The 23,721-nt window shown below is 61.5% G+C and carries 20 protein-coding genes; 13 read left to right on the forward strand and 7 right to left on the reverse strand.

Features of this window, described 5'->3' with window-relative positions:
* Positions 1 to 68: 68 nt before the first annotated feature.
* The 4 genes from gcvA to FHT71_RS20610 all read left to right on the forward strand — a co-directional run bounded on the left by gcvA (position 69) and on the right by FHT71_RS20610 (position 5,149).
* A complete protein-coding gene (gene gcvA / locus FHT71_RS20595; RefSeq protein ID WP_132591953.1) occupies positions 69 to 953 on the forward strand; it encodes a transcriptional regulator GcvA in 885 nt (294 codons plus the stop codon).
* Between the two features lie 137 nt (positions 954 to 1,090).
* The gene (locus tag FHT71_RS20600) at positions 1,091 to 3,271 is read left to right on the forward strand and encodes a TonB-dependent siderophore receptor (RefSeq protein ID WP_183721688.1); all 2,181 of its coding nucleotides are present in this window, start codon (positions 1,091 to 1,093) and stop codon (positions 3,269 to 3,271) included.
* A 4-nt stretch (positions 3,272 to 3,275) separates the two neighbouring features.
* Complete coding sequence (gene fhuF, locus FHT71_RS20605; protein ID WP_183721691.1) at positions 3,276 to 4,025, forward strand: siderophore-iron reductase FhuF; 750 nt, start codon at positions 3,276 to 3,278, stop codon at positions 4,023 to 4,025.
* Positions 4,022 to 5,149 (forward strand): ABC transporter substrate-binding protein, encoded by a 1,128-nt coding sequence (locus tag FHT71_RS20610; protein ID WP_132591947.1) that lies wholly within the window; start codon positions 4,022 to 4,024, stop codon positions 5,147 to 5,149. Before fhuF ends, FHT71_RS20610 begins: the two co-directional genes overlap by 4 nt.
* On the opposite strand, the gene FHT71_RS20615 is transcribed toward FHT71_RS20610, so the two are convergent.
* The 5 genes from FHT71_RS20615 to mutM form a co-directional block, all read right to left on the reverse strand.
* Positions 5,146 to 6,225, reverse strand: a complete 1,080-nt coding sequence (locus FHT71_RS20615) for a saccharopine dehydrogenase C-terminal domain-containing protein (RefSeq protein WP_183721694.1) — start codon at positions 6,223 to 6,225, stop codon at positions 5,146 to 5,148. The genes FHT71_RS20610 and FHT71_RS20615 overlap by 4 nt on opposite strands.
* A 118-nt stretch (positions 6,226 to 6,343) precedes the next feature.
* Entirely contained in the window at positions 6,344 to 7,891 is a 1,548-nt protein-coding gene (gene dnaA, locus FHT71_RS20620) for a chromosomal replication initiator protein DnaA (protein ID WP_007799619.1), read from the reverse strand.
* Between the two features lie 838 nt (positions 7,892 to 8,729).
* Entirely contained in the window at positions 8,730 to 9,008 is a 279-nt protein-coding gene (gene rpsT, locus FHT71_RS20625) for a 30S ribosomal protein S20 (RefSeq protein WP_007799616.1), read from the reverse strand.
* A gap of 185 nt (positions 9,009 to 9,193) precedes the next feature.
* Positions 9,194 to 9,967, reverse strand: coding sequence for an enoyl-CoA hydratase (locus FHT71_RS20630; protein WP_183721697.1), 774 nt, complete (start codon positions 9,965 to 9,967; stop codon positions 9,194 to 9,196).
* A gap of 14 nt (positions 9,968 to 9,981) precedes the next feature.
* Complete coding sequence (gene mutM, locus FHT71_RS20635; RefSeq protein ID WP_132591943.1) at positions 9,982 to 10,872, reverse strand: bifunctional DNA-formamidopyrimidine glycosylase/DNA-(apurinic or apyrimidinic site) lyase; 891 nt, start codon at positions 10,870 to 10,872, stop codon at positions 9,982 to 9,984.
* 151 nt (positions 10,873 to 11,023) lie between these two features.
* On the opposite strand from mutM, the gene ubiE reads away from it, so the two are divergent.
* From ubiE to FHT71_RS20680, 9 genes are all read left to right on the forward strand, one after another.
* A complete protein-coding gene (gene ubiE / locus FHT71_RS20640; RefSeq protein WP_132591941.1) occupies positions 11,024 to 11,800 on the forward strand; it encodes a bifunctional demethylmenaquinone methyltransferase/2-methoxy-6-polyprenyl-1,4-benzoquinol methylase UbiE in 777 nt (258 codons plus the stop codon).
* A 56-nt stretch (positions 11,801 to 11,856) separates the two neighbouring features.
* The gene (gene ubiB, locus FHT71_RS20645; protein WP_007799608.1) at positions 11,857 to 13,431 is read left to right on the forward strand and encodes a 2-polyprenylphenol 6-hydroxylase; all 1,575 of its coding nucleotides are present in this window, start codon (positions 11,857 to 11,859) and stop codon (positions 13,429 to 13,431) included.
* A gap of 92 nt (positions 13,432 to 13,523) precedes the next feature.
* Entirely contained in the window at positions 13,524 to 15,107 is a 1,584-nt protein-coding gene (locus FHT71_RS20650) for an aromatic amino acid lyase (RefSeq protein WP_007799606.1), read from the forward strand.
* A 31-nt stretch (positions 15,108 to 15,138) separates the two neighbouring features.
* Complete coding sequence (locus FHT71_RS20655) at positions 15,139 to 16,521, forward strand: amidohydrolase family protein (RefSeq protein ID WP_007799605.1); 1,383 nt, start codon at positions 15,139 to 15,141, stop codon at positions 16,519 to 16,521.
* Positions 16,518 to 17,780, forward strand: coding sequence for a Zn-dependent hydrolase (locus FHT71_RS20660; RefSeq protein WP_132591939.1), 1,263 nt, complete (start codon positions 16,518 to 16,520; stop codon positions 17,778 to 17,780). Before FHT71_RS20655 ends, FHT71_RS20660 begins: the two co-directional genes overlap by 4 nt.
* Positions 17,780 to 18,877 carry a DUF917 family protein gene (locus FHT71_RS20665; RefSeq protein WP_132591937.1) on the forward strand — a complete coding sequence of 366 codons (1,098 nt, stop codon included), beginning with the start codon at positions 17,780 to 17,782 and terminating at the stop codon, positions 18,875 to 18,877. Before FHT71_RS20660 ends, FHT71_RS20665 begins: the two co-directional genes overlap by 1 nt.
* A 4-nt stretch (positions 18,878 to 18,881) precedes the next feature.
* Positions 18,882 to 19,211, forward strand: a complete 330-nt coding sequence (locus tag FHT71_RS20670; RefSeq protein ID WP_007799599.1) for a TfoX/Sxy family protein — start codon at positions 18,882 to 18,884, stop codon at positions 19,209 to 19,211.
* Positions 19,212 to 19,263: 52 nt separating this feature from the next.
* The gene (locus FHT71_RS20675) at positions 19,264 to 20,925 is read left to right on the forward strand and encodes a urocanate hydratase (RefSeq protein WP_132591935.1); all 1,662 of its coding nucleotides are present in this window, start codon (positions 19,264 to 19,266) and stop codon (positions 20,923 to 20,925) included.
* A gap of 140 nt (positions 20,926 to 21,065) precedes the next feature.
* Positions 21,066 to 21,941 (forward strand): DMT family transporter, encoded by an 876-nt coding sequence (locus tag FHT71_RS20680; protein ID WP_007799594.1) that lies wholly within the window; start codon positions 21,066 to 21,068, stop codon positions 21,939 to 21,941.
* 14 nt (positions 21,942 to 21,955) lie between these two features.
* On the opposite strand, the gene FHT71_RS20685 is transcribed toward FHT71_RS20680, so the two are convergent.
* Both FHT71_RS20685 and FHT71_RS20690 read right to left on the reverse strand, forming a co-directional pair.
* Complete coding sequence (locus tag FHT71_RS20685) at positions 21,956 to 22,348, reverse strand: VOC family protein (protein WP_132591933.1); 393 nt, start codon at positions 22,346 to 22,348, stop codon at positions 21,956 to 21,958.
* 8 nt (positions 22,349 to 22,356) lie between these two features.
* A complete protein-coding gene (locus tag FHT71_RS20690) occupies positions 22,357 to 23,637 on the reverse strand; it encodes an MFS transporter (RefSeq protein WP_183721700.1) in 1,281 nt (426 codons plus the stop codon).
* Positions 23,638 to 23,721: the final 84 nt, after the last annotated feature.

The raw sequence follows: 23,721 nt of genomic DNA on the forward strand, positions 1-23,721 counted from the left end.
ATATTATTGCTATGTCGATGAGCCGACAAACGAGTCTTTCTCGACCCATGATATAGCTGAGCTAAACCATGAGCGACTATCTTCCCTCTCTTTCAGCGCTTCGAGCCTTCGAGGCGGCCGCCCGGCATCTCAGCATGACGCTCGCGGCAAAAGAGCTCAACGTCACCCCAGGCGCCGTTAGCCTGCAGATCCGTGATCTGGAATCATCCCTTGGCGTCAAGCTGTTCGAGCGCAAGACCCGCGCGCTGACTCTGACCGTGGAGGGTGCGGACTATTTTTCGACGCTCAGGGCAGCGTTTCGTCTCGTCAGGGAAGCGACGGCGGCGATCACGGCGCGAGGGCACGGCGCCATCCTCAATGTTACCTGCACTGCGGGCTTTGCGACCTATTGGCTGGTGCCTCGTCTGGGACGCTTCGAGGCGATGCACCCCGAAATCGACGTCCGCATCAGCGCATCGCACCGCGTGCTGGATTTTCAGCGCGACGGCATCGACCTCGCAATCCGCCACGGGCTTGGCGGTTATGACCGCCTGATCAGCGAACGTCTCGTCGACGACGAACTCGTGCCGGTCTGCACGCCAACGCTTGCCGCTGAACTGGGGGACAATCCGTCGCCAAGCGCGCTCGCTAGTTTCCAGTTGATCCACGACGTCTATCGCCATGACTGGCGGCTCTGGCTGGAAGCCGCCGGCGCCACGGGAGTTGACCCGTCGCGCGGACCGATCTTCATGCATGGCAACGGCGCCTATGACGCGATGAAGGCCGGGCTGGGCTTTGCCTTGGTGCGACGCTCGTTTCTGGAGCGGGATCTGAAGGAAGGCACGGTGGTCACGCCCTTCCCTCTCGGCATTGCAAGTCGGCTTGCCTTCCACCTCGTCTATCCGGGCCTTGCGCTGGAGCGGCCAGCCGCGGCCGCTTTCCGCCGCTGGCTGCTGTCGGAGGCGCAAGCCTGACCTGACTGTGGCCGATCTGTTATGCTGATTAAAAAGTTGAGTAATTTAATCATAAAAACGACTTTTCACCGGGAATTTTCTTGACTATTACACTCCACATAAAATCCCGCAACAGGCATACCCGGTGTGATAAGCCAATGAATAGTCTTCGATTTTCCTCGCGAATCCTTTCTACATCAGCATTGACAGGCGTGGCGCTCATCCACCTTCTCGCGCCAGCCGCAGCACAGGATGCCACAGGACAGCAGCAGGATGGCGCGACGATTCTCGAAGATATCATCGTCAACGGTGGCAGCGGCGGCGTGATCCAGGCCGACGGCTATGTCGGCAAGAGCAGCGCGACGGGCACGAAGACCGACACGCCTTTCATCGAGGTCCCTCAGTCGATTTCGTCGGTGACCGAACAGCAACTCAAGGATCGCAACCCGCAAAGCCTGTTGGATACGGTTGCCTACACGCCGGGCACGCGCGTCGGCGCCTACGGCTTCGATCCGCGTTTTGATTCTTTCTCGGTGCGCGGCTTCGACGTGACCTATACTGGGATCTTTCGCGACAACCTTCGTCAGCCCGGTGCAGGTTCGTCGCTCTTCAAGACCGAGCCCTACGGCCTCGAAGGAGTCTCGATCCTGCGTGGCCCTTCCTCGGCGCTTTATGGGGCGACGGGCGCCGGCGGTCTCTACAACATCATCACCAAGCGGCCGACGGAAGAGCCTTTTCGCGAAGTTCAGCTGCAGTATGGTACCGAACAGCGCTACCAAACCCAGTTCGACTTCTCGGGTCCGGTTAACAATACGGATCCCTTCTATTATCGCCTGACGGGCCTCTACCGCGATGCCAATACAGAGCAGATCAGCGTTCCCGACGACCGCATCTATATTGCGCCGGCCTTCATGTGGAAACCGGACGAAGATACCAAGCTTACCATTCTCGGCGAGTATTCCCGAACCAAGACCGGCGGCACGGCGGCGTACTACAATGATCCAGCTGGCAACGTCACGGACTATTTCGCAGGCAATCCGGCCTTCAACGATTCAATCCAAAACCAGGCCCGCATCGGCTATGAATTCGAGCATCGACTGAACGACGTCTTCGTCTTCCGTCAGAACGCCCGCGTTTCGACACTCAACATCGACGCCGACTGGGCCTTCGCCTACGCGCCCAGTTCGGTCAATCCGAGTCTGCTTAGCCGCAGTGCCGGAACGTTTGACGAGCGGCTGACGGCCTTGGTCATCGACAATCAGTTGGAAGCCCAGTTCGAGACGGGGGCGGTCGACCATACATTGCTTGCCGGTCTAGACCTGACCAGGCTGCGCTGGCGCTCGCTCGGTGGCCGCGGCGTGTCGCCGCCGCTCGACACCAACAATCCAACGGCGGGCGCGTTTGTTGCTCCGATCGACTTCGACACACGCACCGTCCAGGACCAATGGCAAGTCGGCACCTATCTACAGGATCAGATCCGTTATGACGCCTGGATACTGACCGTCGGTGGTCGCTACGACTGGGTCTCCACGGACACCGACAATACCGACCTCAGCACGAATGCCCTGACCACCATTTCGCAAAAGGACAAGGCATTCTCCAGCCGCGTCGGCCTGGGCTACGAGACCGACTTCGGCGTCGTACCCTATGCCAGCTACTCCACCGCCTTCGCGCCGAATGCCGGCGTCAACCAGGAGACGGACCAACCCTTCAAGCCAACGGAAAGCGAGCAGGAAGAGATCGGCGTCAAGTACCTGCTGCCGAATAGCAATACACTCATCACGGCGGCGCTGTTCAATATCGACCAGGAGAACAGCCTCTATTACGAGGTCGTGAACCTGCCGACCGGGCCGGCTAACATCCAGGTACAGCGCGGCAAGATTCGCTCCCGCGGCTTTGAACTCGAAGCGAACACGAGCCTCGACAACGGCCTGTCGTTGGTTGCGTCGTATACCTTCACCGACACCGAGATCCTGGAGGGAACGACCGGGACGGTGGGCAATTCCGTCTCGTCGGTTCCAAGGCACATGGCTTCGCTCTGGGCGCATTACACATTCCAGGAAAGTAGTCCGATCTACGGTCTCGGCGTCGGTTTCGGTTCCCGGTATCTCGGCAAGAGCTACACCAGCGACTACAATACGGCCCAGAACGGCTCGCGCGTACTCTTCGACGCCGCGATCAGCTATGATTTCGCGGCGCTCGACAAGAAATACGAGGGCCTGAGCCTCCAGGTGAACGCCACCAACCTCTTCGATCGCCGCGAGGCCATCTGCTCGGCTGGATTCTGCTACCGCGACCAGGGCCGGGCCGTGATCGGCAGCCTGCGATACACCTGGTGAGTTGATGGCAAGCGCGCAGCACCATGTCGCTGATCCGGGCGACGGCGCCTCGGTCCTCTCGCCGGCCTTCGCCGGCGAACATGCGTGGTGCAGCGAGAAGATGGCGCTCTCTGTCGACCTGCAGGACGGGGTACCACTGCCACTGTTCTTCGGCGGTGATAGCTTCAGAGAGGCAATCGATCGCTACGCCGACGCCTGCGGCGACAGCGACAGGCGCGCCGTCGTGTCGATGTGGTCGCTATACTACTTCTCGTCACTCTCCATTCCCTATGTGCTGGCCCGTCGTCTCGCCGCGCAGGAGCTTCCGGTCGCCTTCGACGGGATGACAATCGCGTTGCAGGAGAATGGCCTGCCGCGGGCATTCGGCGTCCCGCACCGGGGCCGAAATGCTGAGGGTGGCGAAGAGGACGGTTTCGAAGCTATTGGTCCGCTGTTGGAAGAGCATCTACCGGAAGCCGTCAGGAAGCTCACCGCCTCCGGCATTTCGGCCAAGCTGTGCTGGAACAATGCCGCAGTTTATCTCGACTACGCGCTGCGGTTGACGCGACCGCCCGAAGGCCCCGATCTAGCGGTCTTCGTCCGCGGCTGCCTGCCCGATGGCGGCGTCAACCCCCTCTGCGGCAGCGTGCGCTATGTCGAGGAAGACGGTGAGCGGATCGCCCGTCGGAAGATTTGCTGCCTGCGCTACATGCTGCCTGGCATCCAGAGCTGCGGCAAGCTTTGCGCTCTTCCCAGCCAAAGGAACGTGCAATGACATCGCCCACGATCACACGGCGCGGCTTTCTCGCTGCGACGTCCGCCACGCTCTGCGCGCCGCCTCTGCTGAAAGCGGAAACGCGCTGGCCGCTGACCGTGACCGATGCCATCGGTCGAATGGTGACGATCACCAAGAAGCCGAAGTCGATCATCCTCGGAACGGGTTTCAATCTCTTCGCGCTGTCGCTGATCCATCCGGATCCGGTGAGCCTGCTGGCGGGTTGGGCGACCGACATGAAGACGGACAACCCGTTCATCTACGATGCCTTCCGCAAAAAATTTCCGGCCCTCGACAAGGTGCCGCTTGTCAGCAATGGGCAGGCGGATGGCATGTCCTTCGAAGCCGCGCTCTCCCTGGAGGCCGACCTTGCCGTCATGGGCAGGTGGCAAGCAGAAGGCGAGCAGGGCAAACGTGCCATCGACTATCTGGCATCGATCGGCGTGCCCGTCATCGTCGTCGATTTCAATCTCGATCCGCTGAAGAGCACTCCGCGGGACATTCGCCTCCTCGGTCGCGTTCTGGAATGCGACCAGCCAGCGGAAAGCTACGCTCAGTTCTTCGAAAGGCGGGTGGAGCGCATCAGGGTGAGGGCGGTCGGGAAAGGCGGAGATGGGCCGCTCGTGCTGATGGATGCCTTCCCAAGCGCGACACGTGGCAGTTGGGCTGTGGGTCGGACGGGCCTCGGCGAATTGATCACGCTTGCCGGCGGCCGCAACATCGCGGACAAAAACCTGCCGCCACAGGGCGGGCCGGTGACGGCAGAATACATCATCGCGGCGGAGCCTGACGTCTATATCGCCACCGGCTCGCCGGGCGGCACCTACACCGTCTTCTCGATCGGTCCCGGGGTCGATCCTGCAGAAGCCCTGCAGTCGCTGCAGGAAACCGTCAAGGCACCGAGCCTTGCGCCGCTGAAGGCAGTGCGCGAAGGGAACGTGCACGGCATGTGGAACTTCTTCAACGCCGTGCCGCTGAACGTGCTGGCCGCGGAGGCTGTCGCATCCTGGGTAAGGCCCGACCTGTTCGGCGATGTCGATCCGGCAAGTAGCCTCGCCGAGATCAACGAGCGTTTCGCCGCTGTCCCCTTCGAGGGGGCATACTGGACCAGCCTGACAAGCTAACGGCCTGGCGCGCCGGTCTTGAATAGGCTGCCGGTCGGCGTGTTCAGGAACATGTCCAATGGAATGTATTCCTGATGCAGGAAACCAGTGGACGGCAGCAGGTCGTCGCGCACCATCTCGATCACGGCAACCACTGAGGCCGACGTCGTCCAGGCGATCGCCGTGCGGCGGGCGCCGGCGATCTCGATTGGATAGTAGGCGCGGACAAATTCCTTGCGGCGCAGGTTGCCGTTCTCCGTGCCCTCCGCTGCCACGTGGACATACACGACATCGTCCTCGACCGGCGGTTTGGCGTTGGTCAGGATTTCACCGGCGAGCTTGCGCTTGTCGCGCATCAAGAGTTCATGGAAGAAGAAGTTCATCAGATCCATGTGTCCGGGATAGCGCATCGTCTTGTAGTCGAGGTTTTCGACCTTGCCGAGCAGCGTATCGCACATGGTTCCGAGGCCCCCTGACGTCGTGAAGGCCTCGAGCTTCACGCCCTCGACATAGATCGTCTCGTGCCATTCCATCGGCGAGACGAACTTGCGAACGCCGCCCTCGATCACTTCGCAGTCGTTCAGATATTCGTTGACCACGCCTTCCGGCGACCAGTTGAAGGCGTAGCCGAGGAGACCAGTCGGATGCTGCGGCAGCGCGCCGACCCGCATGCGGATGGAGCGGCACTTGTCAAATCCGTCCGCAAGGCTCGATCCGACAATGCCGACGAAGCCGGGCGCCAGGCCACATTGCGGCGCCATCAGACCGCGCGCCGTGCTGGACAGTTCGATGATGAAGTTTGTGGTCGGCACGTCTTCGGTCAGATCGAAGTAGTGGATCCCTGCGAGATGGGCGGCGCGCGACAGACCGATATTGAGGTGATAGGGCAGACAGGAAAGTACGGCCTCAACGCTGGACAACAGGTCACCGATGACGGCGGGGTCGGAGATGTCGCCACTCCTGCATTCGAACGGCAGGCCTTCCGTCGGCGCCTGAATATCGACGCCTAAAACGTCGAAGCCCCCCTCATGCAGAAGCGTTGCGGCCAAGCGCCCGATCTTGCCCAGTCCGAGAACAGCGATCCTGTCGAAACTCATCGGCTCCCCCTGCGGCCAAACGGTACATTTCCGCCACTCCAGCGTACAGAAGATTGTGCGCAAAAGAAAACGGCCGGGGCAATGCCCGGCCGTCAAGCTTGCACAGAAGATTGCCCGACTATTCGTTGATCAAGCGCTTCAGCAATTCGATTTCATGCGAAAGCTTGGTGTCTCCCGCAATCAGCTCCTCGATCTTACGCACGGCATGCAGCACGGTCGTATGGTCGCGACCGCCAAAGCGGCGGCCGATTTCCGGGAAGGACCGCGGCGTCAGGGTCTTTGACAGATACATGGCGATCTGGCGCGGTTTGACGATGACGCGGGTGCGGCGGTTCGAGACCAGCTCCTGACGCGACACGTTGTAGTGCCGTGCGACGATCCGCTGGATGTCCTCGATGCGGACACGGCGCGGCTCGCCCGAGCCAACGAGATGAGCAAGAAGCTCATCGACGCGCTCGACCGTCAGGTTCGGCTCGAAGGAGCGGCGGAAAAGCAGCTGGTTGAAGGCGCCTTCCAGCTCGCGGCCGCTTGCCGTGATATTGCGGGCAACATGGTTGATCAATTCCGCCGGGATTTCCAGAGACGGATCCTCAACGCGGGCAGCAGCGAGGCGGCGCTTCAGGATCTCAAGGCGCATTTCGTAGTCCGGCGCATCGAGCTCGATGGCCACACCGCCCTGAAGACGCGAGCGGACGCGTGGATCAAGCGATTCCAGCTCCCAGGGAGCGCGGTCAGCAGCGACCACAACCTGCTTGGCACTGTCGAGCAGCATGTTCAGCAGGTGGCAGAACTCGTGCTGGATCATCTTGCCCTGCAGGAACTGCATGTCATCGATGATCAGAAGGTCGATGTTGCGCAGCGAGTCCTTCAGGGTCAAAGCATCATTGTCGCGGATCGCCGTTGCGAAACGCCACATGAAATACTCCGCCGTTAGATAGACGACGCGCAGTGCGCGCGGGTTCTGAACCGCGGCATTGGCGATCGCCTGCAAAAGATGCGACTTGCCGAGACCAACGCTGGAATGGACGAAGAGCGGATTGAAACGGACAGCGCCCTGCCCGGCTTCCGCAATCGTCTTGGCAGCAGCAAGTGCTACGCGGTTCGAGCTGCCTTCAACGAAGGTGTCGAAGGTGAAGCGCGAGTCGAGCGGCGAACCAAAGAGCGGCTGGCCAGCACTGGCCGGACGCGCAGCGGCTGCGGACGATACCGCCTGCTGCACAATCTGGCCGGCATGCTGCGCCGCTGGGCGGCGCGTCTGCGTAGTGGCAACAGGCTCAGCGGAAACCGGCTCTTCGGCCGGCTTGCCAACGCCACGCGTTGCCGTGCGAACAAGAATTTCGACTTTCAGGATTTCGGAGTCTTCGGCCTGGAACAGGCTGGTGATCAGCTCAAGATACCGGTTGTTGATCCAGGACTTCAGAAAAGTTGTCGGCACCGTTAGGCGCACGACGCTCTTGGAAACCGAATGCAATTTCAGCCGCGCAAACCAGCTTGCATAGACATCCGGACCGACTTGCGCCTTCAAGCGGGCGCTGACACGCTCGAAAAGTACACCATGCTTCATGTCTCCCTTTTCCCCTGCCGCTCCAGCACAAATAGAGCCAAACGCCTGCGGTTCATTGTCCCCACTCTCCAGGGCATCCGCCGTCATTGTATTCATCTGCATCATGCCGCCTTCCATTCGTCGGCCGACTTTGTTCGTCGCCCGACTATTTCCCCGCTATGACCAGAAAGTGGCACCCTCATGAGCCACTCGCCTGCCGGTTCACTCAAATACTGCCCCACTCACAAGACTTTCCAAGAAAGCGCGAGCCCGCCTCATGCGGCTTCGACCACCTTCTGTGGGACTGGAAGCCGCTCCTCGTCAGCTGGCGTCCGGTCGTCTTGCCACGACTTCTCTTCCCCATTCCGGTTTCACGCAACGCGTGCAAACCAACACACAAAACATCACTATTCCGCGACAGCCACGTCGCAGTCAAAAATGCTCAAGTGCGTGAAAAACCGGAGGCTTTAGACTCTCCGTAACAAGTGGCACAGCTTCATCGTCCTGCCGACGTGGCAGTTTCAGACCAAGCCTTCACAGGTGATGTCTGGACCCCTTGTTGATCGGCATTTAGGCAGGATCGAATGCGGGAATCAACGATGAATTTTACGCAAAATTAAGAGCGGGCCGTTGACTCCGGGGGCAGTCTTTGGGCGTCACATCCGTGTCAAAAAAGAATCGCTTTTGAATCAAGGAGATTCGTCCCGCCGGCATTTTTGACACGCATAAAAAGAAAAAAATAAAAAAGCTTCTTGACTCAGCTCAGACCGCAGATTGTAGGCCCTGAGTCGAGCCCACCTGAAGTATCCTACAGCAAGCACTTGTTTCTATTGCATTTTTCGTGTCACACGCTCGACATGAAATCGTCGCCGAATTAACCATACGGAAGCCAGTCGGCGGAATCGAAAAAGCCCGACAAAGTTGCCGGGCTAATCATAACGACGCGTTTGTTAATGAAAGATTATGCGGTCGCAGAAACCGACAGAGCCTTCACACGAGCTGCCAGGCGCGAGACCTTGCGGGAAGCCGTGTTGGCGTGCAGCACGCCCTTACCTGCGGCGCGCGCCAGTTCCGGCTGCGCGGCGAGGAATGCTTCCTTTGCCTTGGCAGCATCCCCGGATGCGATTGCCTCTTCGACCTTGCGAACGAAAGTACGAACGCGCGAGCGACGAGCCTTATTGACGTCGGTACGGCGGGCGATCTTGCGGGTCGCTTTTTTCGCCGAAGTTGTATTGGCCATGGATGCCTCTCTAAGAATTCGAACAAACTCCGTCATCACCGCGGGCCTTGCGGCCACTACATACAGCAATACGGGAGCATAATCGGAAAACCGGAGTGGCTTCCCGAACCGTGGGCGGGCATATAACCCTAAAGCCGACCCACGTCAACGCGCATTTTCGAGGAAACGCCGCCTTTCTCCAAGGCTCAGCGGTTCTTGAAGGCGGGCTTACGCTTTTCGATGAAGGCCGTCATCCCTTCTTTCTGGTCTTCGGTGGAAAAGAGGCTGTGGAAAAGGCGACGCTCGAAGCGCAGACCTTCCTCCAAGGTGGTCTCCAGTGCGCGGTTTACGGCCTCCTTCGCCATCAGCACGGAAGGACGCGATAGCGAGGCGATCTTGGCGGCTGCCTCCAATGCCTCATCCAGCAGCCGCTCGGGCGCCACCACACGCGAAACGAGTCCTGCGCGCTCGGCTTCGGCAGCGTCCATCATGCGGCCGGTGAGGATCAGATCCATGGCCTTGTACCTGCCGACAACGCGCGTAAGTCGCTGCGAGCCGCCCATGCCAGGAATGACGCCGAGGGTGATCTCCGGCTGGCCGAACTTGGCAGTCTCCGAGGCGATGATGACGTCGCACATCATTGCCAGCTCGCAGCCGCCGCCAAGCGCAAAGCCGCTGACGGCCGCGATCACGGGCTTGCGCACCTTCGCGACGTCGTCCCATCCGCTCATCAGATCGCGGCTGTAGACATCGACATAGTCCAGCGGCTGCATTTCCTTGATGTCGGCACCGGCGGCGAATGCGCGCTCGGAACCGGTCAGGACCATCGCGCCAACGGCATCATCGGCCTGGAAGGCTTCGTAGGCCTGAAGAAGCTCCTTCAGCACGGTCGAGTTCAGCGCGTTCAGCGCCTGTGGACGGTTCAGCGTGATCAGGCCGACCGCGCCGCGGGTTTCGACGATCAGCGTTTCATAGGCCATGGACAATCCTCCCGTTACTTTTGACAGGCAGGGCAATAGAAGGTCGAGCGCCCAGCCTGGACAATGCGGGCGACCGTACCGCCACAGCCCAGGGTGCGGCAAGGTAGACTTTCGCGGTCATAGACAGAGAAGGAATGCTGGAAATAACCGAGCGAGCCATCCGCCTGGATATGGTCGCGCAGTGACGAGCCGCCAGCCTTGATGGCGTCGGCGATGACGTCGCGAATGGAGGCGACCAGAAGGTCCATCTGCTTGTTCGGCTTGCCTGTCTTGGTGATAAGCGTCGCTGCAGCACGGGTGGGACGCAGGTGCGAACGCCACAGCGCCTCGCAGACATATATATTGCCGAGCCCGGCAATGGTCTTTTGATCCAGCAGCGCGCTCTTTAGCGGCTGCGCCTTGCCGGCGAAACGTTCCGCCAGATAGGCGGCGCTGAGTTCGTTGCCCGTCGGCTCCGGCCCGAGGCCGAAGAGGAACGGATTGAGCTCCAGTTCGGAACGCTGCGCCATGTCCATGAAGCCGAAGCGACGCGGGTCATTATAGATGACGCGGCTGACACCGTTCGGCCCTTCCAGATGGAAGATCGCATGATCATGCTTTTCGTCCTTCGAGCGCGGATGATTAAATTCGCCCGGCGCATCGGAAAGCGGTCCCGCCTCGATGCGGAACGAGCCGGACATGCCGAGATGCGAGATGATCGTCGTGCCGTCGTCGAGGTCGATCAGCAGATATTTAGCGCGGCGACCGAGCGCGACGATCCTGCGGCCTGTCACGCGCGCTTCCAAACCGTCGGGAAAGGGAAACCGAAGGTCCTTGCGACGTAGCTCCAGGCGGGCGATCCGCGCGCCTTCCATGGTCGGGGCAAGCCCGCGTCTGACGGTTTCGACTTCTGGCAATTCCGGCATCTTAACCCATCTATATCTAACATGTTTCAACCACGAGCGTTGTGCGCTATAGCGCCAAGGTGCCGCGGCTTTGAGCGTGGCCCACAGATAGCGCCGCGCGCGTCCGTTCGCTATGGTCGCCGCGCCGATTTCAGAGAGATGGAGTATTTCGATGTCACAAAGCCGTACCTCCGCCGAAGGCGGCATGGAAACATCCTACGGCTTCCGCGAAGTGGCGGATGGTGAAAAGCAGGGCCTGGTCAACGAGGTCTTCCACAAGGTCGCCAAACGCTACGACATCATGAACGACGTCATGTCGGTCGGCATGCACCGCGTCTGGAAGGACGCGATGATTGCAGCGCTCAATCCGCGCAAGGAGCCCGGCTACAAGGTTCTCGACGTTGCCGGCGGCACCGGCGACATCGCATTTCGCATCGTTGAGGCGTCCAACCGGCAGGCCCATGCGACCGTGCTCGACATCAACGGCTCCATGCTGGCGGTCGGCGCCGAGCGCGCCGCCAAGAAGAAGCTTTCGGACAACCTGACTTTCGTCGAGGCAAACGCTGAGGATCTGCCATTCGATCCGAACAGCTTCGACGCCTATACGATCGCCTTCGGTATCCGCAATGTGCCGCGCATCGACGTGGCACTGAGCGAAGCCTATCGTGTGCTGAAGCGCGGCGGCCGGCTGCTCGTACTCGAGTTTTCAGAAGTGGATATGCCGTTTCTCGATCGCGTCTATGACAGCTGGTCCTTCAATGCCATTCCAAAGTTCGGCAAGGCGATCACAGGCGAGGCCGAGCCCTATCAGTATCTCGTCGAATCCATCCGCAAGTTCCCCAACCAGGAGAATTTTGCGGACATGATCCGCAACGCCGGCTTCTCGCGCGTGAACTTCACGAACTATACCGGCGGAATCGCAGCTCTCCACTCCGGCTGGAAGCTCTGAGGGATGGTTCGAGAACAGTCGTTCACCCGCTTGCTTTCGCAGGCAGGCAATCCGGCATGAGCACCTTGGGAGCATATTTCCGGCTCTGGCGTGTCGGCTGGATTCTCGTGCGCGAAGGCGTGATTTCGGCCCTTCCGTCGGAAGATCTTCCGCCCTCGGTCGGCCTTGCCAAGTCGTTTGTCGGCCTCTTCGCGCGCAATCGTTCGAAATCGAAGAAGCGCAGCGATCGGCTGGCGCAGGCCGTTGAGCGGCTCGGCCCCTCCTATGTGAAGATCGGCCAGTTCCTGGCAACGCGCCCGGATGTCGTTGGCGTCGAGTTCGCCGACGATCTGTCGCAGCTCCAGGACCGTATGGCGTTCTTTCCGCTCGCCGCCGCCAAGGCGAGCATCTCCGGGTCTCTCGGCCGCCCGATCGAGGAGCTATATGCAAGCTTCGGCGACCCGATTGCGGCCGCTTCGATCGCCCAGGTCCACCCCGCCGAGGTCGATACGGCTGCCGGACGCAAGAAGGTTGCGGTCAAGGTTGTACGCCCAGGCGTGCGTCAGCGTTTCTCCCATGACATTGAGGCGATGTATCTCGTCGCTCACATGCAGGAGCGCTTCATGCCTTCAAGCCGGCGGTTGAGGCCGGTCGAAGTGACGAAGACCCTGGAGCAGACGACCAAAGTGGAAATGGACCTGCGCCTGGAGGCTGCGGCCCTTTCCGAGATCGCCGAAAACACCGAGAAAGACCCGGGCTTCCGTGTGCCGAAGGTCGATTGGGAGCGCACCGGCCGCGACGTGATCACCATGGAGTGGATCGACGGCGTCAAGATGTCCGACGTCGATGGCTTGCGCGCAGCCGGTCATGATCTCAATATGCTTGCGGATGCGCTGATCCAGTCCTTCCTGCGTCATACGCTGCGCGACGGCTTCTTCCACGCCGACATGCATCCCGGCAATCTCTTTGTCGACGAGCACGGCGATATCGTTGCTGTCGACATGGGGATCGTGGGAAGGCTGGGGAAGAAGGAGCGCCGCTTCCTTGCCGAAATTCTGTTCGGTTTCATCACCCGTGACTATATCCGGGTGGCGGAGGTCCACTTCGAGGCGGGCTACGTGCCGGGCCACCACAATGTCGAGAGCTTCGCGCAAGCGATCCGCGCGATCGGCGAGCCGATCCATGGCCAGCCCGCCGAAACCATCTCGATGGGCAAGCTGCTGACGCTGCTGTTCGAGGTGACCGAACTCTTCGACATGGCGACGCGGCCAGAACTGGTCATGCTGCAGAAGACGATGGTCGTGGTCGAAGGTGTATCACGCATGCTCAATCCACGCTTCAACATGTGGAAAGCGTCCGAACCCGTCGTCGGCGACTGGATTCGCAACAATCTCGGCCCGAAGCGCGTCGTCACCGATCTCAAGGACGGGTTGAAGGCGGCGGTCAAGCTTGCCGAAGCTGCACCCGAGATTGCCGCCAAGACGGAGAAGTTCCACCATCAACTGCTGCACATGAGCGAGCATGGATTGCGGTTCGATGCGGAAACGGCCGAGGCCATCGGCAAATCCGAAGCGCGCCACAATCGCTCCGGTCGGTTCGCCCTCTGGATTATCGCGCTCGCCCTTCTCTATATAGCCTGGGTGGTGACCTGATCCATCGCAGCAATGCATGTTGTGTTCGATATTTGGGATATCCCATCGAGTAGCGCCGTCGCATAGTCTCACTTTTCAAGGAGATATGGCAGATGAAGCATGAACGCCCCCGCATCGAACTTTCCGGGCAGCCGCTCAGCTTTGCTGAGATGGTGAGGATCGGATCGGGCAAGGTGGCGCTTTCGGCTTCGGCAACGGGCATGGCCCGTGTCGAGATCGCGCGCGGAATTGTCGAGGATGCGATCAACGCCGGGATGCCCGTCTACGGTGCGACGACCGGCGTCGGCGCCATGAAGGATGTCGAGTGGTCCCCGGAGGATCTGGACGCTTTCAATCTCGGGCTCGTGCGTGCGCATCACTTCGGCACAGGGACGCCGTTTTCGAGTTCCGTTGTGCGCAATGCGATGGCCATCCGTATCAATACCGCTCTGACCGGGCAGGTCGGCTGCACGCCCGGACTCGTCGATGCCTATATGCGGATGCTGGAAGCTGACATCATTCCGATCGTCCGCCGTACCGGCTCCATTGGCTGCGCCGACATCGGCCTCATGGGGCAGATCGGCGCCGTGCTGACCGGCGTCGGGGAAGCCGTCCATCGTGGCAAGCGCATGCAGGCGGCCGATGCCTTCGCGGCAGCCGGCATGAAGCCCTTCACCATGGCTCCGCGGGACAGCCTCGCCTCGCTCAGCGTCAACGCCGTGAGCTTCGCGGCAGCGGCGGATGCGACACGCAATGCCGCAGCCTCCATTCGCGTGCTGCTGGCCTCCGGCATGATGGCATCAGGCGCGCTTGGCGCGTCCCGCGATCCGTGGCTTTCCGTCCGCCATGTCGGCACCTCCCGGGAGGCTTTGATCGGCTCCTGGCTCTGCAACGCTTCGGACGCTTGGGATTGGCCGGTCAAAACCCACGTCCAGGACCCGTTGAGCCTGCGCATGATCGCGCAGGTTTTCGGCGCGGTGATCGAGAACCTGCTGACAACAGGACACAAGATCCTGGCCGCCACCGGACGCTCCGACGACAACCCTGTCGTCGTCGAGGGTCGGGTCATGACCTCGGGCGGGTCGCTGCCGCTCGATGTGACGATCCTGCTGGAGTCAGCGGCTCTCTGCATGGCGCACGCCGCCCGCAACGCTTTCAACCGATGCGTCCTGCTCGGCAACGGCCAGCGCCGCGACCTGCCCGTCAATCTCGTGCCGCCCGGCCGTATCGCCACAGGTTTCGGCCCAATCATCAAGCTGGCCGGCGAGATTTTCTCGCGCGTGCTGTCGATGTCGAACCCGGTGTCGGCGCAGTCTCTGGTCGTTGCGGCGGGCCTTGAGGATGAGGCTGCCTTCCTGCCGCTGGTGATCGAGCGTTTCGAGCGCCAGATGCGAGCTCTGATGCGACTTGCCGCTCTCGAAGCGCTGCTTTCGGCACAGGCCGTGGACATCCTCGGCGACAAGCCGAAGGGCGTCGGCGGTATGCTTTATGACGTCGTTCGCAAGCATGCGGACTTTTATACGGTCGACCGGCCGCTCTCTGCCGAGGTGGAAGCGATCGAGGAAGAGCTTGGTTCCGGCGCCTTCATGTCCAAACTCATCGAAGAGGTGCCGATCGCTTCGTTCGACGATTTCTTTGCGCTCGGCTCGCTGGAGCGCATCGAACAGCGCCTGACCCAGGAACCGGTCGCTATCTGATCCCTTCAATATTCGCCACGGAGAAAGCGGCATGGCTGATTTCGATCTCGTTCTGCAAGGCACGGTCGTTTTGCCGGAGCGCATCCTGGAAGCCGGCTACGTCGCCGTCCGCGATGGCAAGATTGCGGAAATCGGTCTCGGCGTGCCGCCTGCCGCGCGCGAGCGCCACCTCCTCGGCAAGGCATTGATCCTGCCAGGAGCAATCGACGCCCAGGTTCACTCGCTGTCGCAAAAGGACCAGGAGGATTTCATCTGGTCGACCCGCTCGGCTGCTGCCGGCGGCGTGACGACGATCGTCGATATGCCGTACGATGAAGGCAACCTTGTCTGCTCGGCGGAAGCCGTGAAGAAGAAGATCGCCCATGCCGGTCCGCAGGCGCGGGTCGATTTTGCGCTGTACGGAACCGTGGATCCTGAGGAAGGCGCCAAGCGGGTAGCCGAAATGGTGGATGCCGGCGTTGCAGCCTTCAAGTTCTCGACGTTCGGTACGGACCCGAAACGTTTCCCGCGCATCCCCCCTGCCCTTCTGGACGAGTGCTTTGCCGCGATCACGCCGACGGGGCTGACCGCCGGCGTTCACAACGAGGATGACGAAGCTGTTCGCACCTATATGGAGCGCGTGAAGGCAAGCGGAATCACCGATTGGCGGGCGCATGGCCTGTCCCGGCCGCCGATCACCGAGCTGCTGGCGATGCACACCATCTTCGAAACCGGCGCCAATACTGGATGCCCGTCGCATGTGGTGCATTGCTCCCTCGGACGCGGCTACGACATCGCACGCGCCTACCGCCGCGATGGCTTCGAGGCGACGGTGGAATGCTGCATTCATTATCTGACGCTGGACGAGGAAAACGACGTCAAACGCCTCGGCGGCAAGGCGAAGATCAATCCGCCGATCCGGCCGCGCGCCGAGGTCGAGGCGCTGTGGCGCAGGGTCGCCGAGGGCAATGTCTGGCTGGTCTCGACGGATCACGTCAGCTGGTCTGAAAATCGCAAGACCAACCCTGACATGCTCGCAAACGCGTCAGGCGTGCCCGGGCTCGAAGTGATGGTGCCGCTCTTCATCAAGGGCGCCTCCGAGCGCGGCATCCCGCTGACATGGGCGGCAAAGCTGATGGCGGAAAACCCGGCGAAGCATTTCCGCCTCGATCACGTGAAGGGCGCGCTCACATCAGGCAAGGACGCCGATATCGTCGTGCTCGAGCCGCGCGAAACGGTCTATGACGCGGCAGCGAGTGGCAACAACGTGGTCGGCTGGAGCCCTTACAACGGCATCCGCCTTCCCTGGACGGTCTCCGCGACCTATCTGCGCGGTAGCAAGATCACCGATGGCGCGACCGTGTTGGCTGAGCCGGGGACCGGCCAATTTGTGCGTCCGCTGCCAAGGCAGGTGATTGCCGGAGCCGCAGAATGAGCCGAAACCTGCCGGTCAATGCCGGCCGTATCGCGGAGGATATCGACGCTCTGGCCGGGATTACCGAGCCGTCCCGTCCGTGGACGCGCCGCGCCTTCTCCCCGCTCTTTCTCGAGGGGCGCTCCCATATCGAAGCGCGCATGCGGGCGGCTGGCCTTGAGACAAGGATCGATGCCGCCGGCAACCTGATCGGCAAGCGACGGGGCGTCGTAGACGGGCTCGGCACGATCATGCTCGGATCGCACTCGGACACCGTGCCGGATGGTGGGCGCTTCGACGGCACTGCCGGCGTGGTGGCGGCGCTGGAAGTCGCCCGTGCGCTGAGCGATCAGGACATTGAACTCGATCACGACCTGGAGATCGTCGACTTCCTTGCGGAGGAGGTCAGCATTTTCGGCGTCTCCTGTATCGGCAGCCGAGGCATGACCGGGCAACTGCCGGAAGCCTGGCTTTCCCGCGTGACGGACGGGCGTGATCTGGCCGAGGCGATTGCCGAGGTCGGCGGGCGCCCGGGCGTGCTGCCGCAGCAGAACAGGCCCGATATTGCCGGCTTTCTCGAACTGCATATCGAGCAGGGACCGGTCCTTGAGAACGAGAAGAAGGATATCGGCATCGTCACGGCGATCGCCGGGATCACCCGGATTGAGATCATCGTCGAGGGGCGCGCGGACCATGCCGGCACGACGCCGATGGATAGCCGCTCGGATGCGCTGGTCGCCGCCGCGCAACTGGTTCTCGATATCCGCAATGCCGCGGCCGCCCGGGCAAAGACGCCTGGACATTTTGCGGCGACGGTCGGCGAGTTCCGGATCGAGCCGAATGCGGCCAACGTCGTTCCCTCGAAAGTCGTCTTGCTGATCGATGGGCGCGCCGAGGTCCGAAATGACATGGAGGCCTTCTGTGAGTGGCTGGACGAGCATGTCATTAAGTTAGCCATTGCTTACGGAGTGTCGATCAAGAGCCCTATGCGCGTCTCTGACAATTATCCGACGCCGAGCGATGCCGGACTGTTGAAGACACTCGAAAAGGCGTGCGAAACCGTCGGCGCCAAGCACCGGCGCATGGCATCGGGCGCCGGCCACGACATGGCATGGATTGCCAAGGTGGCGGCCGCGGCCATGATCTTCGTGCCGTGCAAGGAGGGGCGCAGTCACTCCGCTGACGAATGGGCGGAAAACGATGACATCGCGCTTGGGGCGGCCGTGCTTTTCGAAGCCGTCTTAGACATGGACAAGAGCTTGAAGCAGGAGAATGCCTGATGGGACGCATACTCGTTGAGAAGGATGTCGAAGCAGCCGTCAAGGGAGGGTCGGTCTATGCCGCCGGTGGCGGCGGCTGGGCGGATCATGGCCGCATGCTCGGCTATGCCGCCGTCAACGTCGGCAAGCCGGAACTCGTATCGATCGATGAGCTGAAGGACGACGACTGGATCGCTACTGCCGCCGCGATCGGCGCGCCCGCCTCAACGACCCCCTGGGAAATGCAGGGCATCGACTATGTGAAGGCCGTGCAGTTGCTGCAGGACGAACTCGGGGAGAAGCTGTCCGGGCTGATCATCGGCCAGAACGGCAAGTCATCGACGCTGAACGGCTGGCTCCCGTGCGCTATTCTCGGAACCAAGGTCGTCGATGCCGTCGGCGATATCCGCGCGCATCCGACCGGCGACATGGGCTCGATCGGCATGGCGGGCTCGCCTGAACAGATGATCCAGACGGCGGTCGGCGGGAACCGCGCCGAAAACCGATACATCGAGCTTGTCGTGAAGGGCGCGACGGCGAAGATCTCGCCGATCCTGCGGGCGGCTTCCGATCAGTCCGGTGGCTTTATCGCAAGTTGCCGCAATCCGCTGCGCGCCTCTTATGTGCGTACCCACGCAGCGCTTGGGGGCATCTCAATGGCATTGGCGCTTGGCGAGGCGATCATCGCCGCGGAGAAGATCGGTGGCTCGGCCGTGATCGATGCCATCTGCAAGACAACCGGCGGGCACATCCTGGCGGAAGGCATCATCACCAAGAAGGACGTCGTCTATACCAATGAGGCCTTCGACATCGGCACGATCGTCGTCGGCTCCGGCGACAAGGCAGTGACCATGCATGTGATGAACGAATACATGGCCGTCGACGACATCGAGGGCAAACGGGTCGCGACCTTCCCCTCTGTTATCACGACGCTCTCGCCTGACGGAGAGCCGCTGAGCGTCGGCCAGTTGAAGGGCGGCATGCATGTCTTCATCCTGCATGTGCCGATGAGCATCATTCCGCTGTCGGCCAGCGTTCTTGACCCGACCGTATATCCCCCGGTGGAGAAAGCGATGGGCATCGAGCTTGCCCGCTACGCGCTCGCGGCAGAGGCCTGATCTCATGGCGCGGGACGTCGGCCTCGAGGAATTGCTGCGGGAGGAGCTAGGCACTATTTCCGGTCTCAGCGAGAAGCCGATGTTCGGCGGCTTGGCCTTCCTGCTCGACGGAAATCTCCTTTGCGGCGCCCGAGCAGACGGCATGCTGATCCGTCTCGGCAAAGGCAATGACGGCTGGGCGCTCAATTTGCCCGGCGCCGCGCAGATGCTTTCCGGCGGTCGTGCGATGCACGGATGGGTCAGGGTCGGCGCGGAGATTTACGGCGATGACGATATGCGGCGCCGTCTCCTGGAGGCCGCCATAACCTTTGTGCGCTCACTGCCCGCCAAGTGAGCGGGACATGGGGCCAAGAGGCCAAAAAGACAGAGATAGAGGAACGACCAAGATGCCGAAGCCCAATCCACGTCATCCGAAATTTCCGATTCCGGGCGGACCGGAATTGCGCGCCAAGGGTTGGCGGCAGGAGGCGCTGCTGCGGCTTCTGGAAAACGTTCTCTCGGTCGGCGAGGATCCGGACAATCTCGTCGTCTACGCCGCACTCGGCAAAGCCGCCCGCAACTGGGCGGCGCACAAGGGCATCGTCAAGGCACTGACCGAAATGGACGAGGACCAGACGCTGCTGATCCAGTCCGGCAAGCCGATCGGCCTTGTGAAGACGCACGCGAAGGCGCCGCTGGTGATCATGGCGAACTGCAATATCGTCGGGCAATGGGCGAAGGCCGAGGTCTTCTACGAGCTGCAGCGCAAAGGATTGATCTGCTGGGGCGGGCTGACAGCCGGCGCCTGGCAGTATATTGGCAGCCAAGGCGTCATTCAGGGCACCTATGAAATCTTCATGCGCATCGCCGAGCGCCGGTTCGGCGGCGACCTCCTCGGACGCTTTGTGCTGACGGCGGGGCTCGGCGGCATGGGCGGCGCACAGCCGCTCGCCGGCCGCATGGCGGGCGCGGCGATCCTCTGCGTCGACATCGACCCCGAGCGCGCGAAAAAGCGGCAGGAGATCGGCTACCTGCAGGAAATCGCACCGGATCTCGACACCGCGCTCGCCGTGATCGACGCCGCTGTGAAGGATAAGCGAGCGCTTTCCGTCGGTCTCGTCGGCAATGCGGCGGAGATCTATCCCGAAATCGCGCGGCGCGGCATCGTTCCCGATATCGTCACCGACCAAACCTCCGCCCACGACCTCGTCTACGGCTACGTGCCGAAGGGCATGAGTCTTGCACAGGTTCGCGAGCTGCGCGACGACGGCCAGGGACAGTTGATGGCGGCAAGCCGCGCCTCGATCGTCCAGCATGTGACAGCAATGCTGGACTTCCAGAAGAAGGGCTCGGAAGTCTTCGACAACGGCAACCTGATCCGCACCCAGGCGAAAGAAGGCGGCGTAGCCAACGCCTTCGACATTCCGATCTTCACCGAAGCCTATCTTCGGCCGCTCTTTGCGCGGGCAATCGGTCCCTTCCGCTGGATGGCACTGTCCGGCGAGGAAAGCGACATCGCGCGGATCGACGATCTGCTCTTGGAGATGTTCCCCAAGAACAAGATCATCACAAACTGGATCCGGCTGGCGAGCGAGCACGTGCCCTTCGAGGGCTTGCCGGCGCGCATTGCCTGGCTCGGCCACGGCGAACGCACGATGCTGGCCCGCCGGGTCAACGAGCTGGTCGCAAGCGGTGAGTTGAGGGGACCTATTGCCTTCTCGCGCGATCATCTCGACGCCGGTGCGATGGCGCATCCGAACATCATGACCGAGCGGATGAAGGACGGCTCCGACGCGATCGCCGACTGGCCGTTGATCGATGCGATGATGCTCTGCTCGTCGATGGCCGATCTCGTGGTCGTCCATTCAGGCGGCGGAGGCTATGCCGGCTACATGACGAGCTGCGGCGTAACCGTGGTGGCCGATGGCACCCACGCCGCCGACGAGCGGCTCGACCATGCGCTCACCAACGACACGGCGCTTGGCGTCATGCGCTATGCCGATGCCGGCTATGACGAGGCGCTGGACGAGGTGGCAAAGAAGGACGTTCCTTACATCCGTCTTGGATAGGATCGCACCGAGGTCCGTCATCCAAAATTTTCCGTCGGATTGCGCTATGGCGTGGCGCAACGGATCGATCGCGAGTCGCGCGTGTCTGATAGAGATCGGATGTCGATTCGCCGCTGCCCTTCCAACGAACGGACCTCGCCATGCAGCCCCGCACTTACGGTATGCTCCTCGTCGGCATCGCTACGATCATGTGGAGCACCGCGGGGCTCTTCGTGCGGGCGCTCGATCTCGACGTCTGGACCGTACTCGGCTGGCGCTCGCTGTTCGGCGGGTTGGCGCTGACGATCATCATTCTGGCAAAGCAGCGGATCAGCGCGGAGCCCGGCAAGGTGCCGTTCTATTTCTATCCGCTGTTTGGGCTGATGGCCGCAACGTCGATGTATGGCTATATCGGCGCGCTGAAGCTGACGACTGTCGCCAACGTCCTTGCGATTTACGCAACTGTTCCCTTTGTCGCAGCGGGTATCGCTTATGTCTGGCTGAAGGAGACCATCAGCAGACGGGTGCTTACCGCCAGCCTGATCGCGTTCGTCGGCGTCCTGATCGTCGCCGGTTTCGGCGCGAAGCCCGACGATATCGCAGGCAACGCGCTTGCCTTTCTGATGACCGTGACCTTCAGTATCCTGCTTGTCGCGGCGCGGCGCTATCCCGCCCTGCGGCTGGCGCCGGTCAATGCGCTTGGATCCGGCTTCTGCATGCTGCTCTGCCTGCCCTTGATGTCTCATGCGATGCCGAGCCTGCAGGAAATCCTCGTGCTTGCCGTTTTTGGGTCGACGACATCGGGAATCGCTTATCTGCTGTTCATGACCGGCGGTCGCTACATTCCCTCGAGCGAGGCCGGGTTAATCGGGCTGCTGGACGTGGTGCTCGGCCCACTCTGGGTCTGGCTTGCCTTCGCCGAGACACCCGCTGTTTCCACGATCATCGGCGGCGTGATCGTTCTGATCTCCGTTTTCTGGTATTTGTGGAGCGGCATGAGAGGGGTTCAGCCGCGACGTACGCTGAAAAACGTATAGCCGGCTTATTATTTTCAGGCTTCAGGTTTCGGATTCGACACTTCGATTAGATTGCCATCCGGATCCCTGATATAGACGGAGCGGATTGGCCCGGCTGCACCTGTACGATCGACAGGTCCCTCGACGATTGTCACTCCCTGCGATTGAAGATGCGCGATGACATCTGCCAGCGGCGTGCTGGCGATGAAGCAGAGGTCAGCCGAGCCCGGGGTCGGCTGCTTCGTCTTGGGCTCGAATTCGCGGCCATGCTGGTGAAGGTTGATTTTCTGGTCGCCAAACCTCAGGGCTCTGCGCCCCTCCCCGAAGGTTTCGGCGGTCATGCCGAGCGTCCGCGCGTAAAAGCCGCAGGTCGCGTCGATATCGGTGACCGTCAGAACAAGGTGATCGAGGTGGTCAATACGGATCATGAGCGATTCTACCGACTTGCCGGCCGTGCGGCAACGAGGGCTGCTATCATACCCAAGGCGAGCAACGCCAGTGTGAAGAGCACGACAGCATTCCAGCCATCGGCGCCCCAGAAATAACCGCCGGCCGAACCGGCGACGCTGGAGCCTACGTAGTAGGACAGCAGGTAGAGCGAGGAGGCATGCCCCTTGGTGCCGCGCGCAAGACGACCGACGAGGGCGCTTGCGACGGAGTGAGCGACGAAGAAGCCTGATGTCAGCAGCACAATGCCGAGCACGATCAGCGGCAAGGAGGGGGAAAGGGTCATCGCGACACCGGCGGCCGCAACGGCAATGCCAGCCGGCAGGACGATGAAATGGCCAATCCGATCTCCCAGCAGTCCGGCGATCCAGGATGCAGCGATACCAAAGAGATAGACCGTGAAGATCAGGCCGAGCTCGGTCTGGTTGAGATTATAGGGTGCCTGAACGAGGCGGAAGCCGATGTAATTATAGACGGTGACGAAGGTGCCCATGGCGAGAAAGCCGACGGCAAAGAGCAACGGCAGTGCTGGATTGCTGATGTGGCCGACCCAGGCCTTCACATGAAAGCGGGCGTCAAAACCCCTGCGCGGCTTAAAATTGCGCGATGCGGGCAGCAGCAGGAAGAAGCCTATCGCTGCGGCAAGGCCCAGCATGCCGAGCGTGCCCAACGCGATGCGCCACGAGAAGAATTCAGCCAGCGTACCGGTGACGACACGGCCAGCCATGCCGCCGAAAGCGTTCCCAGCAATATAAAGGCCCATCGAAGCGCCAAGCCCGCGAGGATCGATTTCCTCGGAGAGGTAGGCCATGGCAACGGCAGGCACGCCGCCGAGCAACAACCCTTCGAGCGCGCGGATAACAAGGAGCGCGTGCCAGCTTGGCACGAGGGCGCAGGCGATCGTGCAAAGGGCAGCGCCGAGCAGCGAGGCGAACATCAGGCTACGGCGGCCGAAGCTTTCGGAGACGGCCGCGGCACAGAAGATCGCAAAGGCGAGGAAGCCGGTCGACAAGGACAATGATAGCGAGCTCGCGGCCGGGCTCACTCCGAAGTCCACAGCAAAGATCGGCATCAGTGGCTGCACGCAATAGAGCAGCGAGAATGTCGCAAAACCGGAGAGGAAGAGTGCCAGGCTGGCGCGACGATAGGACGAGGCGCCGCGCAGCAGAAACTGCTTGTCGTGCGGTTCCGCCGTCGTTCGCACGACGTGGAGATTTGGACGCGAATGGATTTCGGAGACGTCTGGCGAGTTGTCTGCGCGGCGTTGCATGAGGTAACCAACCTTTCACGCCTTTTGATCTAGCCAGCAGCACGCCATTTGTCCAATATATGACAATAACATTCTTCATAGCTT

This window comes from Rhizobium sp. BK060 (assembly GCF_014193145.1).
Lineage (GTDB): Bacteria > Pseudomonadota > Alphaproteobacteria > Rhizobiales > Rhizobiaceae > Rhizobium.

Excerpts from the sequence above, each read along its gene's own strand:
- gcvA (WP_132591953.1), top strand. The coding sequence starts at position 69 with ATGAGCGACTATCTTCCCTCTCTTTCAGCGCTTCGAGCCTTCGAGGCG.
- FHT71_RS20600 (WP_183721688.1), top strand. The coding sequence starts at position 1,091 with ATGAATAGTCTTCGATTTTCCTCGCGAATCCTTTCTACATCAGCATTG.
- fhuF (WP_183721691.1), top strand. The coding sequence starts at position 3,276 with ATGGCAAGCGCGCAGCACCATGTCGCTGATCCGGGCGACGGCGCCTCG.
- FHT71_RS20610 (WP_132591947.1), top strand. The coding sequence starts at position 4,022 with ATGACATCGCCCACGATCACACGGCGCGGCTTTCTCGCTGCGACGTCC.
- FHT71_RS20615 (WP_183721694.1), bottom strand. The coding sequence starts at position 6,225 with ATGAGTTTCGACAGGATCGCTGTTCTCGGACTGGGCAAGATCGGGCGC.
- dnaA (WP_007799619.1), bottom strand. The coding sequence starts at position 7,891 with ATGCAGATGAATACAATGACGGCGGATGCCCTGGAGAGTGGGGACAAT.
- rpsT (WP_007799616.1), bottom strand. The coding sequence starts at position 9,008 with ATGGCCAATACAACTTCGGCGAAAAAAGCGACCCGCAAGATCGCCCGC.
- FHT71_RS20630 (WP_183721697.1), bottom strand. The coding sequence starts at position 9,967 with ATGGCCTATGAAACGCTGATCGTCGAAACCCGCGGCGCGGTCGGCCTG.
- mutM (WP_132591943.1), bottom strand. The coding sequence starts at position 10,872 with ATGCCGGAATTGCCAGAAGTCGAAACCGTCAGACGCGGGCTTGCCCCG.
- ubiE (WP_132591941.1), top strand. The coding sequence starts at position 11,024 with ATGTCACAAAGCCGTACCTCCGCCGAAGGCGGCATGGAAACATCCTAC.
- ubiB (WP_007799608.1), top strand. The coding sequence starts at position 11,857 with ATGAGCACCTTGGGAGCATATTTCCGGCTCTGGCGTGTCGGCTGGATT.
- FHT71_RS20650 (WP_007799606.1), top strand. The coding sequence starts at position 13,524 with ATGAAGCATGAACGCCCCCGCATCGAACTTTCCGGGCAGCCGCTCAGC.
- FHT71_RS20655 (WP_007799605.1), top strand. The coding sequence starts at position 15,139 with ATGGCTGATTTCGATCTCGTTCTGCAAGGCACGGTCGTTTTGCCGGAG.
- FHT71_RS20660 (WP_132591939.1), top strand. The coding sequence starts at position 16,518 with ATGAGCCGAAACCTGCCGGTCAATGCCGGCCGTATCGCGGAGGATATC.
- FHT71_RS20665 (WP_132591937.1), top strand. The coding sequence starts at position 17,780 with ATGGGACGCATACTCGTTGAGAAGGATGTCGAAGCAGCCGTCAAGGGA.
- FHT71_RS20670 (WP_007799599.1), top strand. The coding sequence starts at position 18,882 with ATGGCGCGGGACGTCGGCCTCGAGGAATTGCTGCGGGAGGAGCTAGGC.
- FHT71_RS20675 (WP_132591935.1), top strand. The coding sequence starts at position 19,264 with ATGCCGAAGCCCAATCCACGTCATCCGAAATTTCCGATTCCGGGCGGA.
- FHT71_RS20680 (WP_007799594.1), top strand. The coding sequence starts at position 21,066 with ATGCAGCCCCGCACTTACGGTATGCTCCTCGTCGGCATCGCTACGATC.
- FHT71_RS20685 (WP_132591933.1), bottom strand. The coding sequence starts at position 22,348 with ATGATCCGTATTGACCACCTCGATCACCTTGTTCTGACGGTCACCGAT.
- FHT71_RS20690 (WP_183721700.1), bottom strand. The coding sequence starts at position 23,637 with ATGCAACGCCGCGCAGACAACTCGCCAGACGTCTCCGAAATCCATTCG.